We start from the raw sequence: 19,062 nt of genomic DNA, 5'->3' as shown, positions 1-19,062 counted from the left end.
CATGACGCTCCTCGGCAGGAATATTTTAGTTAGTACAGCGCTTGCGTTATCTGACTTTATTAGTTTCATTATCTCTATCTATTTAGCTATAGCGTTGGTATCAATTACATTTAGCCAGAATGAGTATAATATTTCGGGGCAAACCGAGGGATGGGTTACCCTGCATTGGTTATTGGCATTCTGCTGTGTCGGGTGGTATGGCATGCGGTTACGCCATTATTTCTATCGGAAAACATTCTGGTTTGAATTAAAAGAAATACTCAGAACCCTGGTGATTTTCGCCGTTATTGAAATTGCTGTTATTTCTTTTACGACATGGTCATATTCGCGCTCTCTTTGGATGTTGACCTGGGTATTTGTTTTGCTCCTTGTTCCCGCATCTCGGATGCTAACCAAGCGTATCCTGAATACACTTGGCTATTGGCAACGCGATACATGGATTATCGGTAGCGGAGAGAATGCATATGAAGCCTATAAAGCCATCAGCAGCGAGCGAAACCTTGGTTTGAATATTGTAGGCTTTATTGCCAGCGAAGGTGGAATATCCGCAGGAGAGAAAATTGATGGTGTTGGCGTGTTACCCAATGATATAAACTGGTTAGCAGCTAAGGATAAAAAGACCCAATTTATTGTTGCCGTTGAATCTCACCAAAGTGAAATGCGTAATGGCTGGTTGCGCAATTTCATGATTAAAGGTTTCCGTTATGTCTCAGTTATACCTACATTACGTGGGATGCCACTGGACAGCACCGATATGTCATTCATTTTTAGTCATGAAGTGATGATCTTCCGTGTACAGCAGAATCTGGCGAAGTGGTCATCGCGTGCCCTGAAGCGTTTATTTGATATAGCCGGATCTATCGCGATTATTATTGTTTTATCCCCTATATTGTTTTATATCAGTAGAAAAGTAAAAAAAGATGGTGGGCCTGCTATTTATGGTCATGAACGGATCGGTAAAGATGGTAAACCGTTTAAATGTCTTAAATTTCGCTCAATGGTAATCAATTCAAAAGAAGTCCTTGATAATTTATTAGCGACTGATCTTGAAGCGAAAAAAGAGTGGGATGCAACATTTAAATTAAAAAATGATCCACGTATTACTAAAATCGGCGGTTTTTTACGTAGAACAAGCCTAGATGAGTTGCCCCAGCTATTCAACGTATTAAAAGGTGAGATGAGCCTTGTAGGACCAAGGCCGATTATTACTGCTGAACTGGAAAGATATAATGATGAAGTTGATTATTATCTTTTAAGTAAACCTGGTATGACTGGTCTATGGCAAGTAAGTGGTCGTAGTGATGTTGATTATGAAACCCGAGTCTACCTTGATGCGTGGTATGTTAAAAACTGGTCTATGTGGAATGATATAGCTATTATATTTAAAACAATAAGTGTTGTTCTTAATAAAAATGGTGCATATTAATTCTGAATGAGAATGTAAAAATGGTAAGTGAGCAACATTTTAGTATTTTGCAAGGTCAGCAGCAACAAATTACGTTGATGCTCATTTTAATATTCTTCATTATAATGTTCATCGTTTCCCCTGTACTATCTTTTTTTGGCCTAATAGTATTTTTTTCTTTAATTAGAATAGATGAGAGATTAATTAGGTTTTTATTTGCAATGCTTGCATTGATTTCTGGAGTTGCTATATATGCATCTAGATTCGTACATCCAGTAGAGTTAGGAGGAGATGATTTTTCTAATCAGTACTATCCTCTATTCAAGTCATTGTCTTCAGGAGCGAGTATATTTTCATCTCAATTTGGTGGCGGAGTTGAGTTTGGTTTGGCTGCAATATACAAGGTAATAGGTTTCTTTAATCCCACGGCCACCTATTGGGAGATATTTTTCATAGTTTCATTTTTATGTGTATTTCTATATTATATATGGTTTGAGCGATTTATTGTATCGAGGCTATCAGGTAGGGATATAACACTGTGTTTGGCCTCTGCATTGCTTTTTTTTGGTTTTTTTATTACAACGCAATTAATTAGGCAGGCCTTATCATCTGTTTTTATTTTGTATTCACTATCTTATCTTTCAGAAGGAAATCGTAAAAAAGCTTATATATGTTGCATTATAGGGTGTATATTTCATATTACGGCTCTACCATTTGTTTTTCTTTTTTATCAACTAATGCATGGTAAAAAGAAAATAAAAATAATTATTGTTGGATGTTTTATTGCTTTTGGGGTGTTATTTAGCGTATTTTTGGGTGTTATGTCATCCGGAGCAGTTTCTTCGATAATAGCAAGTAAGTTTTTATATTACAATCAAAATACTGATAGCGGGATTGCATCTGCATATTACTGGAGGATACTACTCATATTATGTGTAGTATATTTTTTCTTCTCTAAACGGAATGATGAGAATGATAGCTATAAATCGTTATTATATTATGGTACAATAATTTATATTTGCTTAATCAATATTCCATTCGCATCAGATAGGACACTCATGGTGCTTGTGATTTTTTATTTAGGAATTGTAGTGTATCATGCATTTTATAAAATCAAGCATGTATATGTACTGATAATTATAGCGCTAAGTATCTATCGGATCATAACATTAGGGCCATATTATGACACAAATTGTCATGAAGCAGCTCTGTGCTTGTGGAGTTCCTATCCATGGTATGGATCGTTACTATAAATACTAGGAATAATTTAGCTCGGCTGAAATAATACGCTACTATGCTCATCGAATATATTTAAAATTTATAGAAAAATATAAATGTAATTTAAGTGAAAAATATTTTCTCCCTCAAGCTTAGAGACGATTTATATACCAGTCATTTTCCTATTAAAAATTATAGATCAGACGATTTTTTATTTAGAATGAAACGACAATGATGGTAATCGGATAAAATAACGAGTCAGCAACGAAAAGTATCGTTATATTTTTAATTACATGGTGGTAAAAATGAGTGTATTAATTACAGTGTATATCACGACACAAAATAGGCCTCAGTTACTAAAAAGAGCATTGCTCTCATTAAAGGAACAATCATATAAAAATTTTGAGGTGATAGTATGCAATGATGCATCAGATGAAGTCCATACCGATGATTACGCAAAAGTTATAAAAGAGTTTCAAAATATTTTTCATGAGTTTAACTATATTGTAAATGAAACAAAACAAGGGGCATGTGTAAGTAGAAATAAAGCAATACAACTTGCACAAGGTGAGTATATAACAGGATTGGATGATGATGACTATTTTCACAGTAAAAGGTTGGAGCGTTTTATCAATTTTATCGATAAAGATAAATTTTCTTTAGTATGTTCTAATGTTAAGCTTTTAGATGATAATATTATTAATAAACAACCTGAAAAACTCGGTGATGGAGGAAAGATAATTACATTTAAAGATATTAAGCAGTATAATTGTGTTGGTAATCAAATATTCGTAAAGAAATCCATTCTTAATGCTGTAGGTGGTTTTGACCCTGACATGCCAGCATGGCAAGATTATGATACGTGGTTTAGAATTATAAAAGATTTTGGTGAGGCATATAAGTTAAATGCCTGTACAATGTATTTAGATGATGGTGCTAATAGAGAACGAATAACAACAAGTAGCAAAGCATATATAGGATATAAGAAATTTATAGAGAAGCATAAAGATAGCCTGGATGAGAAAGATTTTATCAGTCTGAAATATATGGATATGCTAAACAGGAAGCAAAATATACCTATTATTAATCGTGAATTAGTACAATGCTCAGAAATATTCAATAGAGTAATGAAGTATCAGATGACATATAGGTTTCCGAAGTTGTATGGCATATATCAAAAAATTATGAAATAAATAAATTTATAAAAAGCGCTATGAAAACTATTATTCTCGTTTTACTGTATGATAAGGCTATCGATGAGTCTGAAACATTAATTTCATTAAAGGATAACGAATATACAAACTATGACTTGGTCATATATAATAATGGACCTAATCTATTAGGAGATGATCCACTATTTAATGATTTGAAAGTTAAATTAAATAGTATAAACCTATATCAAGACATATCAAATAAACCTCTGAGTATTGTATATAATGATTTTTTTAGTAATAATAAAGCTTATGACCGGTTTATAATCTTTGATGATGATACTATAATACCAGGTGGTTTTTTTTCTGACATCGATAGCAGTTTAAAACATTCTGATATAGATCTTCAGCTTCCTTTAATTAAATCTAAAACAACAGATGAAATATTTTACCCTGCGGCCAATTCTAAAGTGATATTTAGTGAGCGTTCCTTTGGGAATAATGAGTATATATTATCTATAGGTTCTGGTTTAATTATATATTCAAAATTGATTAGCTTATTTAATCAGTACAATCTTACTTTATTTGATGAGCGATTTGCGTTGTACGGTGTCGATTTTAGCCTCTTTAGAAGAATACAAAGATTAAAAGATAGAGGGGAAATAATTAATATACAATGCAAGTCATTTCTATGGCATTCACTATCAAGAACTGATTCTAATGATAGTTTATGGCGGCAGAATGAACGCTTAATCGATACTGTTCTAAGTATATTATTTTATTCACCGCTTTATAAAATAATATATAGTATATCTAAACTATTATTCATTAATGCACTGAAGTTAAACACTAATAATATTAAAACAATTATTAATGTGCTAATGATAAGAAAACATCCTCGGTGTAAATAGTGATGATAATTTGTTATTGAAATCCCCATTATACTTTAAATATTCTAATATGATTAAATTAATAGATTGATGTAATCATTGAATATGTCACAGCAAGGAGGTCGCGCTCATCAATTATAGCGATGTTGTTGTTACTGATGAGCTACAAGCCGAGTATAAATACCTTCGTTTCGTGATGAACTGCTGCAAAAGCACTTCTCTTTGCTGCCTCTGTGAATGAGTTGCTACTCTGTGATTACTATATAGCATGAAAACAGGAATGGAACGATTATCTATTGGATATTTTGGCTTTAAGATCGGCCTTTTTAGTATAAGGAAAATGTTCTCTCTACATACTTTTTATCGTGTAACTTATTACTGGTCCGTAGCATAATGCGTCGTTCGATACAGTTATTATTCTGCATCGCCATACTCAATTCCTTGCTTTGATATATATTCTATTAATTAGATCATTTAACTAAAAACTGAGTTACCACAAGATGATATTATTGGGAAGGGTTATTTACCCAAGAGGTTATCCTATGACAAGAGCTATTTTTTTTATATTAATATTTCTTTCTTTTCCATCTTTTAGTGAATCAACGTTTAAACCAGGAGAACCATGGTATGACAGTGATGGACAGATTATTAATGCTCATGGGGGGGGGGTGTTAAAATTCAAAGATAAATATTATTGGTTTGGTGAGGTTAGAACTGAAGGAAGAACAAATACAGGGAAAGTGAGTGTATATTCTTCAACTGATTTATATAAGTGGCATAATGAAGGAATTGCCTTAGATCTTTCATCTAGAGTCGAAAAAATCGCAGTCGAAAGACCTAAAGTCATTTATAATAAAAAGAATAAAGAGTTTATAATGTGGTTTCACGAAGAGTTGGGAGGGAAATATAGCACAGGTAAAGCAGGAGTGGCTGTCGCGGAAAAAATCACAGGGCCTTATGTTTTTTATAGTGATTTCTGGCCTAATGCGTCAATGCAACCAATTTATATTGATAAGCATGATATTAACGATAAATATTATTATAATAATGTATCCAAAGCAGATGAAAATTTTATAAATAATTATTCTCGAGGTCAGATGTTTAGGGATATGACTCTTTTTGTTGATGATGATTCAACTGCCTACATAATTTATGAGTCTGAAGGGAATTACTCGATACAAATTGCAGAATTAAATGATAGTTACAAGGGGTTTACTGGTAAATATTCCAGAGTTTTAGTTGGGCTAAAGAATGAGGCCCCTACAATTTTCAAGTATAAAAAAAGATATTATATGATCACTTCCGGTTTAAAAGGGTTCAGCCCCACCGATGCAAGGAGTGCGTATAGTGATAATATTTTTGGACCGTGGTTTCCTTTAGGAAATCCTACGCGTTCAACTAATATTGATGATATCAGGAAAACCTTTTCTTCTCAAGGGACCTTTGTAATTCAGAATGTTGGCCCTAATAATAAATATATCTTTATGGCCGATCGTTGGAATATAAAAAATCTGAAAGATAGTTCATATGTTTGGCTACCTATTTATTGGGATAATGGTTCTCCAGTAATTGAGTGGAAGAATAATTGGAAGTATTAGTTCAAATTTATATACGGTGATATAATGCAAATAGCTTATTTAATAACGGCTTATAATAATTTCAATCATTTAATTACGTTGATTAAAAAAATTAAAGTTGATAATTCTCGGGTATATGTCCATATAGATAAGAAAACTATAATTCCTGATTTTTTTACAATCTTTTCTGAAAATGAAGAAAACTTAATTGTTATTAGAACTGTAAAAGTATGGTGGGGGGGATGGTCCCATCAACAAGCGATTTTAGACTTAATTAGTGTGGCCAGAAAAGATAAACCTGATTACTATGTAATTATGAGTGGTCAGGATTATCCAATCAGAGACCGTTCTGATCTTTTGGAATTGTTAGGGAAACAAAAAGAGTATATTACTATTATGCAAGGATTTCATCCTACAAAGCCAGAAGAACGTATTAAGTATCATTATTTTGATTGTTTTGATAGACGTAGTAAATCACTAAAAACAGTAAGTTATAAGATTGCCGAAAGAATTTTAAGAGTATTTTATAAGAAGAAAAAATATCCTTTTAGTAAAATTTATCATGGTTCTACATGGTGTGCTCTTTCTGCTGCTTGTGTAGAATATATACTTGATTTTATGGATAAGAATCCTTCTTTTGTTAGCTTCTTTAAGACATCTTGGTGTGCAGAAGAATCTTTTTTTCCTACTATTATAGGTAATTCTGATTTCCTTACTAATGTAAGGCCAGGTATTTGGTATACTGATTGGAATGGTGAAAATCCTCCAGTGGCATTAACTGAAAAACATATCTCTTTATTCAAAGAAAATGAATTTTTTTATAATGAGACATATGCTGTAAAATATTCACCTTACTTTGCAAGAAAATTTAATGATTACAATCAAGATGTAATAAAAATGCTTGATTAATTTTATTAATAGTAAATTTATTATTTTGGGAAATGTAATTTTTACATATATATAAATGTGTGGCTCTAACATTTGTATACTCACTTTGGGGGAAATTTATGGACAAAGTTGATGAAAAAGAAAAAAGTGTTGCAGTTATTATGCCTATGTTCAATGCAGAGAAGACAATTATCAGAGCTATCGAATCTGTATGTTCGCAAACATATACTCATTGGCATCTGTATATTATAAATGACTGCTCTACTGATCATTCATTAGATTTGGTTAAGAAAAATTATGAGTCTGATAAAATAAAAATAATTAATAATTCTGTTAATTTAGGTGCTGCTGAGTCTAGGAATGTTGGTCTAAAAATTGCGGATGAAGAAATTATAACTTTTTTGGATAGTGATGACCAGTGGCTACCTGATAAATTAGAAAAACAAATGAATGTTATATCCAAGGGATATAACATTGTGCTGTCGTGGTATTTTTATAAAGTTAATGGCAAGGAACATTTAATTAAATATGATTCAAATATTTTAAAGAAACATAATTTTTTAAAAAAGGACTTTCGCGTATGCTTCTCATCTGTTTGTATCCGACGTACTAATGTAGATGTTTATTTTGAAAATCAGGGGCATGAAGATTTCATTTACTTGGCTAACTATTTTGATGTCTACGATCATGCTTATATAATTGAAGAATCTTTAGTTAATTATTTTGTTTTAAACAATTCGCTCTCATCTAATAAAAAAAGTGCAATAAAATGGCATTTCCATATTCTCAGGAAAAGATATAATCAAAATCCTTTTAAAATAATGTATTTTTTCTCTTGGTATATATTCAATGCTGTTGTTTTTTTAATGGTAAATCGTTAATTCAATCTTTGTTTTGAGGGTGGTAAATTGAAGAAAATTGCGTTTGTAATCAACGATGCATATTCATATGCAGGAACGGAAAATATATGTAATTTTATGACGGAATGTTATGGTGAGTCATATGACATGACTATATTTTCTGTTTCTGGAGAAGGAGAAACTTTTTATCCATATAAAAGCATAAAAAAAGTAATTAGTTATCAGGGTTGCAAAAATTCGATAAAAAAAATTGTTCAAGATATAAATGAAAACAACTTCGATTATGTTTTTGTTATAAGCATGGGTAAGTTGAGTGTTATGTACTCTTTTTGGAGTCTTTTTGCTAACAATAAACATAAAGACTGTAAGACTTTTGCTTGTGAGCATGTTGCTATCCATTCATTTAATTTCATTGTGCGTTTCTTGAAATTTATTTTTTTAAGATTTTATGACAAAGTAATAGTTTTAACTGATAAAGACCAACGAACTCTAAAAAAATGGGGTATTAAATCTTTGACAATAGTTAATCCTATTTCTTTCAAGAATTTTAATAGACAGAAAAGGTCGTATCATGCTTTAGCAGTAGGCCGACTGGAGTATCAAAAAGGATTTGATTTATTACTTGATATCTGGCGATCCTTTTCTAAAAATAATAAGCATTGGAAGCTTTTCATCGCTGGTGATGGCGTACTGCGGCAACAACTTAGTGAAATGATTAAAAATTATGATATTGGAGATACTGTCACGTTAGTTGGTAAGGTTAAAGATATTGATAAGTATTATGCCCAGAGTGATATGTTACTTATGACATCACGTTATGAAGGGTTGCCATTAGCATTGCTAGAGGCAAAATCTTGGTCATTGCCTGTTATCGCTTTTGATTGTCCAACGGGACCTCGTGAGATTATTGAGAATGAAAGAGATGGTTTTTTAATTCCAGTAAATAATAAAGAACTATTTATTGAAAAAATGAATCTTTTATCTATTGATGATGATTGTTATTATAAACTAAGTGCTAGTGCAAAAGTAACGTCTGCTAGATTTGATAGCCAAGAAATAAAGAATAAATGGATGTCATTAATATCGTAGTGTTCAGTGTTCTTTGATTATGATTTTTTAGTAATCAAAAGGCTAAGAGTAAAAATAATGTGGCATTTTTATAATAATAAATTAGCTTTAATAATTTATTATTATAGCTAATTTAAAAGATCTTTCTGATTTTTTTGATCTTTACTGAGGTTTTATGGGACTCTTATCAAACACTAAATGGGTTGCCCTTTCACAGGGAATTAAAGTGGGTGTTCAGTTATTGAATATTGTTGTTTTAGCTCGACTAATACCACCTGCCGAATATGGATTAATGGCTATGGCATTAGTTGTAACTAATTTTGCTGGTTTAGTAAGAGATTTAGGCACGGCAGCAGCAATAATACAGAAGAAAAATCTTCAAGAACGAACTGTCAATGCTATATTTTGGCTTAATGTTTGCATGGGTATCACAATCGCTATAATAATAGTCTTATCATCACCGGTGATATCAATGGTGTTTCATGAGCAGAGATTAGTTATGGTCTTATGCTTATTATCCATAAGTTTCCCTCTCGCTAGTACCGCATCCGCACATCTTGCCTTATTGGAAAAAAAATCTCGATTCAAGGAAATCGCTTTTATTGAAATATCATCATCTGTAGTTGCAGTCTCAACTGCTATCATACTTGCCTATGTGGGGTTTGGCGTCTATAGTCTAGTCTTCCAGAGCATATTGCTCTCATTGATGTCAACTATTCAATTTTGGTTTAAATCCGAGTGGAGACCAAATACAAAAACTATTATTGATATCCCTGAAATAAAAAAACTGATTGGCTTTAGTGGTAATTTAACAATTTTTAACTTCATCAACTATTTCTCAAGAAATGCCGATAGCATTATTATTGGTCACTTTTTATCTTCTGCCATTCTTGGGGCCTACTCTTTAGCATATAGAATTATGCTTTTCCCAGTGCAAAATATGACCTTTGTTGCCTCAAGAGCACTCTATCCTGTGTTTAGTGAGTATCAAGATGATAACGAAAAATTAAAAAGAACTTACTATAGCACCTTGTATTACATACTTTTTCTTGTCTTTCCATTAATGACTGGCCTTGCTATTTTGAGTAAGCCATTCATTAATTTAGTGTTTGGAGATAAATGGATTTTAACGGCCTCGATTTTAACTTGGCTGGCTCCGACAGGAATTATTCAGGCTGTATTGAGTACGTCAGGAACTATTTTCATGGCTAAGGGTAAAACATATACCTTAATGAAGTTGGGCATTTTGGGAATGGTTCTTCAGGTTTCTTCATTTATTTTAGGTGTACAATTTGATATAGTAACATTTGCAAAATTTTACTTTATTGCTAATGTTTTAAACTTTATTCCTGTTATGTGGTGTGTGCTAAATATTTTAGATGGTTCTCTTGGTGAGTTTTTTTTGAAAATTTATAAATTAATATTAGCAACAGTGTTGATGATAGTTTTTATTAACATGTTAACCTCGTATGTTCCTTTTTGGCAGTATATAGATGGTTTTTATAAATTAGTTTCACTTAGTATCTTATCTTTCTTATTTTACGTGATGTGTATGATGGTTGCTGATAAAAAATTATTTTCTGCATTAAATAAGTACATAAATATAAAAAAGTTAAAATAATTATGCAGAATTAAAGTAATATCTTTCAGATTGGTATGCAAAGTTGGTTTCAATATTTATGATATAGCTGACAGTATATCCAATAATAATGTAATTTTTTGTTTCTCTTTTGAGTTTGGGTTTTTAGTCTATACGATTGAAAAGCTTTAAGCTAACATAACCATCACATTTAAGCTGCGAACTTGTCGCAGTGACCACACCTGACAGGAGTATGTAATGTCCAAGCAACAGATCGGGGTTGTCGGTATGGCAGTGATGGGGCGCAACCTTGCGCTCAATATCGAAAGCCGTGGTTATACCGTCTCCGTTTTCAACCGCTCCCGTGAAAAGACCGAAGAAGTGATTGCCGAGAATCCTGGCAAGAAACTGGTCCCTTACTATACAGTGCAAGAGTTCGTTGAGTCGCTCGAAACGCCGCGTCGTATCCTGTTAATGGTGAAAGCGGGCGCAGGTACTGATAGCGCCATCAACTCCCTGAAACCGTATCTGGATAAAGGTGACATCATCATTGATGGTGGCAATACCTTCTTCCAGGACACTATCCGTCGTAACCGTGAGCTTTCAGCAGAAGGCTTCAACTTTATCGGTACCGGTGTTTCTGGTGGCGAAGAGGGGGCGTTGAAAGGTCCATCGATTATGCCTGGTGGCCAGAAAGAAGCTTATGAGTTGGTTGCTCCAATTCTTAAGCAGATTGCGGCTGTCGCAGAAGACGGTGAGCCGTGCGTAACCTATATCGGTGCGGATGGTGCGGGTCATTATGTTAAAATGGTCCACAACGGTATTGAATACGGTGATATGCAGCTGATTGCTGAAGCCTATGCCTTACTTAAAGGTGGCCTCGCGCTTTCTAACGAAGAGCTGGCGCAGACCTTCACAGAATGGAATGAAGGTGAGCTAAGCAGCTACCTGATTGACATCACCAAAGACATCTTCACCAAAAAGGATGAAGAGGGTAAATACCTGGTTGATGTGATTCTGGATGAGGCTGCAAACAAAGGTACCGGTAAATGGACCAGCCAGAGCTCTCTGGACCTGGGTGAACCGTTATCGCTGATTACCGAGTCCGTATTCGCTCGCTACATCTCCTCTCTGAAAGATCAGCGCGTCGCCGCTTCAAAAGTCCTTACCGGACCGCAAGCGAAGACTGCAGGCGATAAAGCTGAGTTTGTTGAGAAAGTTCGTCGTGCTCTGTATTTGGGCAAGATTGTCTCTTACGCTCAGGGTTTCTCCCAGCTGCGCGCAGCATCCGATGAATACAAATGGGATCTGAACTACGGTGAGATTGCTAAAATCTTCCGTGCGGGTTGTATCATTCGTGCACAGTTCCTGCAAAAGATCACGGATGCATATGAGCAGAACGCGGGTATTGCCAACCTGCTGTTGGCACCTTATTTCAAGCAGATTGCCGATGACTATCAGCAAGCGTTGCGCGATGTCGTTGCTTACGCTGTGCAGAATGGTATTCCGGTTCCGACCTTCTCTGCTGCGATTGCTTACTACGATAGCTACCGTTCTGCGGTGCTGCCTGCCAATCTGATTCAGGCTCAGCGCGACTATTTCGGTGCCCATACCTATAAGCGTACCGATAAAGAAGGTGTATTCCATACTGAGTGGTTAGATTAAGTACGCCGTTGTTTCAGACCCTCGGGGTTTCCCTGAGGGTTTTATTAAAACAATAAAGAGAATAAATTTTAGATAATAGTTCTTTGTCATTATTATCTAATAATTAAGAATTGGGCTATTTATTTTTATTCGTTATTACAATAATATTTTCATGAAACAAAAATCATAATCACTTTAGTTCGATTGAGTGTATGTGATTCTATTCCTTTTCGTATAAGTAATTAAAGGTAAATTAAATATGAAGATTCTTGTCACCGGTGGTGCGGGTTTTATTGGCTCTGCTGTTGTTCGTCATATTATTGACAATACCCTGGATGAAGTTCGCGTAATAGACTGCCTCACCTACGCCGGTAATCTTGAGTCGCTGGCACCGGTATCCGGCAATGCGCGCTACTCGTTTTCTCAGACCGATATCACCGATGCTAAATCCGTGGCAGAGCAGTTCAGCGATTTCCGCCCGGATATCGTCATGCATCTGGCGGCGGAAAGCCATGTCGACCGCTCCATCGACGGTCCGGCAGCTTTTATCCAGACTAACCTGATCGGCACCTTCACCCTGCTGGAAGCGGCCCGTCACTACTGGTCAACTCTTGAGGCGGCGCAGAAGCAGGCTTTCCGCTTCCACCATATCTCCACCGATGAAGTCTACGGTGACCTGCACGGCACCGACGACCTGTTCACCGAAGAGACCCCGTACGCGCCCAGCAGCCCGTACTCCGCCTCCAAGGCGGGCAGCGACCACCTGGTCCGCGCCTGGAACCGTACCTATGGTCTGCCGGTGGTGGTGACCAACTGCTCCAACAACTACGGCCCGTACCACTTCCCGGAAAAACTGATCCCGCTGACCATCCTCAATGCCCTGGCCGGGAAACCGCTGCCGGTCTACGGTAACGGTGAGCAGATCCGCGACTGGCTGTACGTGGAAGATCACGCCAGGGCGCTGTACAGAGTGGCGACCGGAGGCCGGAGCGGTGAAACCTACAACATCGGCGGGCATAACGAACGCAAGAATATCGACGTGGTGCGCACCATCTGCGCCATTCTCGATAAAGTGGTTGAGCAGAAGCCGGGCAATATCAGCCAGTTTGCCGACCTGATCACCTTTGTGAAGGACCGTCCGGGTCATGACCTGCGCTACGCCATTGATGCGGCGAAAATTCAGCGCGATCTCGGCTGGGTGCCGGAAGAGACCTTTGAAAGCGGGATCGAGAAAACGGTCCACTGGTACCTGAATAACCCGACCTGGTGGCAGCGCGTGCTGGACGGCTCCTATGCCGGTGAGCGTCTTGGCCTGAACAACTAATAAAAAGGAAAGCAGAATGAAAGGTATTGTTCTGGCCGGTGGCTCCGGTACGCGTTTATATCCGATCACTCAGGGCGTCTCCAAGCAGCTGCTGCCGATTTATGACAAACCGATGATTTTCTATCCGGTTTCGGTGCTGATGCTGGCGGGTATTCGTGACATCCTGATCATCTCGACTCCGGATGACATGCCGTCGTTCCGGCGTTTGCTGGGTGACGGTTCGCAGTTCGGGGTGAATTTTTCATACGCGATTCAGCCGTCGCCGGACGGTCTGGCCCAGGCCTTTATTATCGGCGAGACGTTTATCGGCAATGATGCCTGTGCGCTGGTACTGGGCGATAACATCTATTTTGGCCAGAGTTTTGGCAGGAAACTGGATGCGGCGGCCAGCAAAACGTCCGGAGCCACCGTGTTCGGTTATCAGGTTCTCGACCCCGAACGTTTTGGCGTGGTGGAGTTTGACGAGAACTTTAAGGCGCTGTCGATTGAAGAGAAGCCGCAGAAGCCGAAGTCCGACTGGGCGGTGACCGGGCTCTATTTTTATGACAACGATGTTGTAGAGATGGCGAAAGCAGTACAGCCTTCTGCGCGTGGTGAGCTGGAAATCACCACCCTGAACCAGATGTATCTGGAGCGTGGCGACCTGCAGGTGGAGCTGCTGGGGCGTGGTTTTGCCTGGCTGGATACGGGGACGCACGACAGCCTGATTGAGGCCTCGCAGTTTATCCATACCATTGAGAAGCGCCAGGGAATGAAGGTGGCCTGTCTGGAAGAAATTGCTTACCGCAGGCAGTGGCTGTCAGCAGAAGGCGTGGCGGCGCAGGCGGAACGTCTGAAGAAAACCGAATATGGTGCGTATCTGAAACGTCTGCTTAACGAGCGTTAATAGCTGCTGGTCATAAACAGGGTATCAAACGAATGAAAATTTTACTGATTGGCAAAAATGGCCAGGTGGGCTGGGAGCTGCAGCGCGCACTGTCCACGCTGGGTGACGTGGTGGCGGTGGACTTTTTTGATAAAGAGCTGTGTGGCGACCTGACTAATCTGGAGGGGATTGCGCAGACGGTGCGCACGGTCAGACCGGATGTGGTGGTGAACGCGGCCGCGCATACGGCGGTGGATAAAGCGGAAAGCGAGCGGGAGCTGTCGGACCTGCTGAATGATAAAGGGGTGGCGGTACTGGCGGCGGAGTCGGCGAAGCTGGATGCCCTGATGGTGCATTACTCCACGGACTACGTGTTTGACGGTGAGGGGAGTCATTACCGCCGGGAAGATGAAGCGACCGGGCCGCTGAACGTGTATGGCGAAACCAAGCGCGCCGGGGAAATCGCGCTGGAGCAGGGTAATCCGCGGCATCTGATTTTCCGCACCAGCTGGGTGTATGCGACGCGCGGGGCCAACTTTGCGAAAACGATGCTGCGTCTGGCGGGAGAGAAAGAATCCTTGTCGATTATTAATGACCAGCACGGTGCGCCAACGGGCGCGGAGCTGCTGGCGGACTGCACGGCGATAGCCATCCGTGAAGAGCAGCGCAACCGCGCGGTCGCCGGGATTTATCACCTGGTGGCGAGCGGAGAAACCAGCTGGTACGACTACGCGAAATATGTCTTTGAGGTGGCGCGGGCGCAGGGTGCGGCGCTGGCGATTAAGGACGTGAGCGGTATCCCGACCACGGCCTACCCGACGCCGGCGAAACGGCCGCTGAACTCACGGCTGTCGAATGAGAAGTTTCAGCAGACGTTTGGCGTGACGCTGCCGGACTGGCGCCAGGGCGTGGCGCGGGTGGTGACAGAAGTACTGGGCAAGTAAACGGGCAGAGAAGACATGAATATTATCAAGACGGACATTCCTGAAGTGCTGATTTTTGAGCCGCGCGTGTTTGGCGATGCGCGTGGATTTTTCTTTGAAAGCTTCAGCAGCAAGGTCTTTGATGAAGCAGCAGGTCGCAAGGTGGAGTTTGTACAGGATAACCACTCGCAGTCGCAGGAAGGCGTGCTACGCGGGCTGCACTATCAGCTGGCACCGCATGCGCAGGGAAAACTGGTGCGCTGCGTGGAAGGGGAGGTGTTCGATGTGGCGGTGGATATCCGTCGCTCATCACCGACCTTCGGCAAATGGGTGGGGGCGGTGTTGAGCGCGGAGAACAAGCGTCAGCTGTGGATCCCGGAAGGGTTTGCCCATGGTTTTCTGGCGCTGAGTGAGACGGTGCAGTTTGTGTATAAGGCGACGAACTATTACGCGCCGCAGTCGGAGCGGAGTATTATCTGGAACGATCCGCAGATTAATATCGAGTGGCCGGAGCTGGCAGGCTGTGCGCTCTCTTTATCTGAGAAGGATTTGCAGGCTCATACTTTAGAGACTGCCGAAGTATATAAATAGTCATTAAATATATCTTCGCTTACTGGACAGGCTCGCAATGGGCCTGTCCAGATTTCCAGAGCCTGTCTGGTCTCTCTTGCGCCATATCGTACCTTACTTGACTTACATTCTTTCTAAGAGTAGAAACATCAACAGTTTTGATTAATTAGCGGCTACTCGCCGCCATCCAGTTAACTAATTAAAGTGTGATCGAATGAAAATTACTATTTCCGGTACCGGCTATGTTGGTTTGTCGAACGGCATCCTGATTGCGCAAAACCACGAAGTGGTTGCGCTGGATATTGTTCAGTCCAAAGTTGATATGATCAACCAAAAGATTTCTCCGATTGTCGATAAGGAGATCCAGGAATATCTGGCGGAAAAACCGTTGAATTTTCGTGCGACAACGGACAAGCATGACGCCTATCGTAATGCTGATTATGTCATTATTGCCACGCCGACTGACTACGATCCGAAAACAAATTACTTCAATACCTCGACCGTTGAAGCCGTTATTCGTGATGTTACAGAAATTAATCCCGACGCGGTAATGATTATTAAATCAACCATTCCCGTCGGCTTCACTCGTGATATTAAAGAACGCCTGGGGATTGATAATATTATTTTCTCCCCTGAGTTTTTGCGTGAAGGCCGTGCCCTTTATGACAACCTGCATCCGTCTCGTATCGTTATTGGTGAGCGTTCGGAACGCGCTGAGCGTTTTGCCAACCTGCTGAAAGAAGGGGCCATTAAGCAGGATATTCCGACGCTGTTTACTGATTCAACTGAAGCAGAAGCGATCAAGCTATTTGCGAATACTTATCTGGCGCTGCGCGTAGCGTACTTTAATGAGCTGGACAGCTATGCTGAAAGCCAGGGCCTGAACAGTAAGCAGATCATCGAAGGCGTTTGTCTCGACCCGCGTATCGGCAATCATTACAATAATCCGTCCTTTGGCTACGGTGGTTACTGCCTGCCGAAAGATACCAAGCAGCTGCTGGCGAATTACGAATCTGTGCCGAATAACATCATCGGCGCGATTGTCGACGCTAACCGCACGCGCAAAGATTTTGTCGCCGACTCTATCCTGGCGCGTAAGCCTAAAGTTGTTGGCATCTATCGCCTGATTATGAAGAGCGGCTCCGATAACTTCCGTGCTTCCTCTGTTCAGGGCATTATGAAGCGCATCAAGGCTAAAGGTATCCCGGTTATTATTTATGAACCGGTCATGCAGGAAGATGAGTTCTTTAATTCCCGCGTGGTTCGTGATTTTGATGCCTTCAAGCAAGAAGCGGATGTGATTGTCTCAAACCGCATGGCTGAAGAGCTGTCGGATGTTGCTGATAAAGTGTATACCCGCGATTTGTTTGGCAGCGACTGATTCTTTCTCTGGCCAGTGCTCTCCGCTGCTGGCCTGAACTTCTCCTCTGTTATTTCCCTTCTGAACCGTCCAACTATTCGTCTGACAAATCTTACTGTTCTTCCATTCAGGCTACAGAGCCTAAAAACGTGACCTCGCTTATATTCTTTAATTGCTCACCTTGCCGTAATCATTGAGGTTGGATATGTTAAGTCAACCTTGTGAAGAGCTACCGTCACTGAGATGTAGATGCTGGAGATAAGCGCCAGAAGGTAAAATAAAAGCCTGCTTGCAGGCTTTTATGGTATCTGAGTCCTTGCTTATGCATAGATACAGTCGATGTAGACTGGCCCCATGAATCTCCAGACAGTTGGTATCACTTAAATTAGTGATAGTCTTAATACTAGTTTTTAGACTAGTCGTTGGAGTCCGGATGATTGATGTTCTAGGTCCAGAGAAGCGCAGACGGCGCAGCGTTCAGGAAAAAATCGCCATTGTTCAGCAGAGCTTTGAGCCCGGAATGACCGTGTCGCTGGTCGCCCGTCAGCATGGCGTTGCTGCCAGTCAGCTGTTCCAGTGGCGTAAGCAATATCAGGAAGGCAGTCTCACTGCTGTTGCCGCGGGTGAACAGGTTGTACCTGCGTCGGAGCTGGCATCTGCGATGAAGCAAATCAAAGAGCTGCAGCGCCTGCTGGGAAAGAAAACAATGGAAAATGAGCTACTTAAAGAAGCCGTTGAGTATGGCCGGCAAAAAAAGTGGATAGCGCACGTGCCCTTGTTGCCGGAGGATGGCGAATAAGCCTTGTCAGTCGTTGCCTCAGGGTCTCACGTGCGCAACTGCATGCCATGGCCCGTCGGTCGAAGGGCTGGCAGGATCGTCGGTGCAAGCGCAAGCCTGATGATACTGAAGCGCTGGCCCGTATCCATACTGTTATCGGCGATCTGCCCACCTATGGTTATCGTCGTGTATGGGCACTGCTGCGCAGACAATCAGAAACTGACGACATGGCGGTGATCAATGCCAAACGCGTATACCGCATCATGCGTCAGAATGCGCTGCTGCTTGAGCGTAAACCGGCAATACCGCCCTCGAAGCGGGCGCATACAGGGAAAGTGGCCGTTGGAGAAAGTAACCAGCGGTGGTGCTCCGACGGCTTCGAGTTCAGCTGTGATAACGGTGAAAAACTGCGGGTCACGTTCGCGCTGGACTGTTGCGATCGCGAGGCACTTCACTGGGCGGCCAGTACCGGTGGGTATGACAGTGAAACCGTGCAGGAGGTCATGCTGGGTGCGGTAGAGCGTCGCTTCGGCAACAGGCTGCCGACATCCCCCGTTGAGTGGTTGACAGACAACGGTTCAGCCTACCGTGCTCATCAGACGCGTCAGTTCGCCAGAATGGTAGGACTGGAGCCAAAACATACGGCGGTACGTAGCCCGGAAAGCAACGGAATGGCGGAGAGCTTCGTGAAAACGATGAAGCGCGACTACATCAGCATCATGCCAAAACCTGACGGGTTAACAGCGGTAAAGAACCTTGCGGAGGCCTTCGAACATTACAACGAATGGCATCCGCACAGTGCACTGGGATATCGTTCGCCACGGGAATATCTGCGGCGGCGAACCAGTAATGGGTTAAGCGATAAAAAGTGTCTGGAAATATAGGGGCCAATCCACGATGGGCGTACGGAAAGTGCATGAGGGTAATAACTATTATCCCGGCATTTAGCGGGCGGAGACAAC

The 19,062-nt window shown here is 40.6% G+C and carries 16 protein-coding genes; all 16 read left to right on the top strand.

Annotation, left to right across the window (positions count from 1 at the left end):
- Position 1: 1 nt before the first annotated feature.
- Positions 2-1,426 carry an undecaprenyl-phosphate galactose phosphotransferase WbaP gene (gene wbaP / locus CDA56_RS10325; protein ID WP_104011335.1) on the top strand — a complete coding sequence of 475 codons (1,425 nt, stop codon included), beginning with the start codon at positions 2-4 and terminating at the stop codon, positions 1,424-1,426.
- A 20-nt stretch (positions 1,427-1,446) separates the two neighbouring features.
- Positions 1,447-2,658 (top strand): EpsG family protein, encoded by a 1,212-nt coding sequence (locus CDA56_RS10320; protein ID WP_104011334.1) that lies wholly within the window; start codon positions 1,447-1,449, stop codon positions 2,656-2,658.
- 270 nt (positions 2,659-2,928) lie between these two features.
- Complete coding sequence (locus CDA56_RS10315; RefSeq protein WP_170064939.1) at positions 2,929-3,816, top strand: glycosyltransferase; 888 nt, start codon at positions 2,929-2,931, stop codon at positions 3,814-3,816.
- 20 nt (positions 3,817-3,836) lie between these two features.
- Complete coding sequence (locus tag CDA56_RS30700; RefSeq protein WP_139536109.1) at positions 3,837-4,685, top strand: hypothetical protein; 849 nt, start codon at positions 3,837-3,839, stop codon at positions 4,683-4,685.
- A gap of 521 nt (positions 4,686-5,206) precedes the next feature.
- Positions 5,207-6,262, top strand: a complete 1,056-nt coding sequence (locus CDA56_RS10310; RefSeq protein ID WP_170064938.1) for a glycoside hydrolase family 43 protein — start codon at positions 5,207-5,209, stop codon at positions 6,260-6,262.
- Positions 6,263-6,286: 24 nt separating this feature from the next.
- Positions 6,287-7,150 (top strand): beta-1,6-N-acetylglucosaminyltransferase, encoded by an 864-nt coding sequence (locus CDA56_RS10305; RefSeq protein ID WP_104011331.1) that lies wholly within the window; start codon positions 6,287-6,289, stop codon positions 7,148-7,150.
- Positions 7,151-7,248: 98 nt separating this feature from the next.
- Positions 7,249-8,010 (top strand): glycosyltransferase family 2 protein, encoded by a 762-nt coding sequence (locus CDA56_RS10300; RefSeq protein ID WP_104011330.1) that lies wholly within the window; start codon positions 7,249-7,251, stop codon positions 8,008-8,010.
- 27 nt (positions 8,011-8,037) lie between these two features.
- A complete protein-coding gene (locus CDA56_RS10295; protein WP_104011329.1) occupies positions 8,038-9,078 on the top strand; it encodes a glycosyltransferase in 1,041 nt (346 codons plus the stop codon).
- Positions 9,079-9,232: 154 nt separating this feature from the next.
- Entirely contained in the window at positions 9,233-10,678 is a 1,446-nt protein-coding gene (locus CDA56_RS10290) for an MOP flippase family protein (RefSeq protein WP_104011328.1), read from the top strand.
- Between the two features lie 216 nt (positions 10,679-10,894).
- Positions 10,895-12,301 (top strand): NADP-dependent phosphogluconate dehydrogenase, encoded by a 1,407-nt coding sequence (gndA, locus tag CDA56_RS10285; protein WP_104011327.1) that lies wholly within the window; start codon positions 10,895-10,897, stop codon positions 12,299-12,301.
- Positions 12,302-12,539: 238 nt separating this feature from the next.
- On the top strand, positions 12,540-13,604 hold the full coding sequence (gene rfbB, locus CDA56_RS10280) for a dTDP-glucose 4,6-dehydratase (protein WP_104011326.1): 1,065 nt from the start codon (positions 12,540-12,542) through the stop codon (positions 13,602-13,604).
- 16 nt (positions 13,605-13,620) lie between these two features.
- The gene (gene rfbA, locus CDA56_RS10275) at positions 13,621-14,490 is read left to right on the top strand and encodes a glucose-1-phosphate thymidylyltransferase RfbA (RefSeq protein ID WP_104011325.1); all 870 of its coding nucleotides are present in this window, start codon (positions 13,621-13,623) and stop codon (positions 14,488-14,490) included.
- A 32-nt stretch (positions 14,491-14,522) separates the two neighbouring features.
- Positions 14,523-15,413, top strand: coding sequence for a dTDP-4-dehydrorhamnose reductase (rfbD, locus tag CDA56_RS10270; RefSeq protein ID WP_104011324.1), 891 nt, complete (start codon positions 14,523-14,525; stop codon positions 15,411-15,413).
- A 15-nt stretch (positions 15,414-15,428) separates the two neighbouring features.
- Positions 15,429-15,983 carry a dTDP-4-dehydrorhamnose 3,5-epimerase gene (gene rfbC, locus CDA56_RS10265; protein WP_104011323.1) on the top strand — a complete coding sequence of 185 codons (555 nt, stop codon included), beginning with the start codon at positions 15,429-15,431 and terminating at the stop codon, positions 15,981-15,983.
- 193 nt (positions 15,984-16,176) lie between these two features.
- On the top strand, positions 16,177-17,343 hold the full coding sequence (gene ugd, locus CDA56_RS10260; protein ID WP_104011322.1) for a UDP-glucose 6-dehydrogenase: 1,167 nt from the start codon (positions 16,177-16,179) through the stop codon (positions 17,341-17,343).
- A 412-nt stretch (positions 17,344-17,755) separates the two neighbouring features.
- Positions 17,756-18,984, top strand: a protein-coding gene (locus CDA56_RS10255) for an IS3 family transposase (protein ID WP_170064937.1) whose coding sequence is annotated in 2 segments (ribosomal slippage) — positions 17,756-18,071 and positions 18,071-18,984 — 1,230 coding nt in all. Because the reading frame shifts where the segments join, the coding sequence is not laid out codon by codon here.
- The last annotated feature ends 78 nt before the right edge of the window (positions 18,985-19,062 follow it).

The organism is Klebsiella michiganensis (assembly GCF_002925905.1).
In the GTDB taxonomy this organism is placed as follows: domain Bacteria; phylum Pseudomonadota; class Gammaproteobacteria; order Enterobacterales; family Enterobacteriaceae; genus Klebsiella; species Klebsiella michiganensis.
The sequence above is the reverse complement of the archived record's forward strand: the minus strand, read 5'-3'. Positions and strand labels throughout refer to the sequence as shown.

Coding starts and splice junctions, on each gene's coding strand:
- wbaP (WP_104011335.1), top strand. CDS start 2: ATGACGCTCCTCGGCAGGAATATTTTAGTTAGTACAGCGCTTGCGTTA.
- CDA56_RS10320 (WP_104011334.1), top strand. CDS start 1,447: ATGGTAAGTGAGCAACATTTTAGTATTTTGCAAGGTCAGCAGCAACAA.
- CDA56_RS10315 (WP_170064939.1), top strand. CDS start 2,929: ATGAGTGTATTAATTACAGTGTATATCACGACACAAAATAGGCCTCAG.
- CDA56_RS30700 (WP_139536109.1), top strand. CDS start 3,837: ATGAAAACTATTATTCTCGTTTTACTGTATGATAAGGCTATCGATGAG.
- CDA56_RS10310 (WP_170064938.1), top strand. CDS start 5,207: ATGACAAGAGCTATTTTTTTTATATTAATATTTCTTTCTTTTCCATCT.
- CDA56_RS10305 (WP_104011331.1), top strand. CDS start 6,287: ATGCAAATAGCTTATTTAATAACGGCTTATAATAATTTCAATCATTTA.
- CDA56_RS10300 (WP_104011330.1), top strand. CDS start 7,249: ATGGACAAAGTTGATGAAAAAGAAAAAAGTGTTGCAGTTATTATGCCT.
- CDA56_RS10290 (WP_104011328.1), top strand. CDS start 9,233: ATGGGACTCTTATCAAACACTAAATGGGTTGCCCTTTCACAGGGAATT.
- gndA (WP_104011327.1), top strand. CDS start 10,895: ATGTCCAAGCAACAGATCGGGGTTGTCGGTATGGCAGTGATGGGGCGC.
- rfbB (WP_104011326.1), top strand. CDS start 12,540: ATGAAGATTCTTGTCACCGGTGGTGCGGGTTTTATTGGCTCTGCTGTT.
- rfbA (WP_104011325.1), top strand. CDS start 13,621: ATGAAAGGTATTGTTCTGGCCGGTGGCTCCGGTACGCGTTTATATCCG.
- rfbD (WP_104011324.1), top strand. CDS start 14,523: ATGAAAATTTTACTGATTGGCAAAAATGGCCAGGTGGGCTGGGAGCTG.
- rfbC (WP_104011323.1), top strand. CDS start 15,429: ATGAATATTATCAAGACGGACATTCCTGAAGTGCTGATTTTTGAGCCG.
- ugd (WP_104011322.1), top strand. CDS start 16,177: ATGAAAATTACTATTTCCGGTACCGGCTATGTTGGTTTGTCGAACGGC.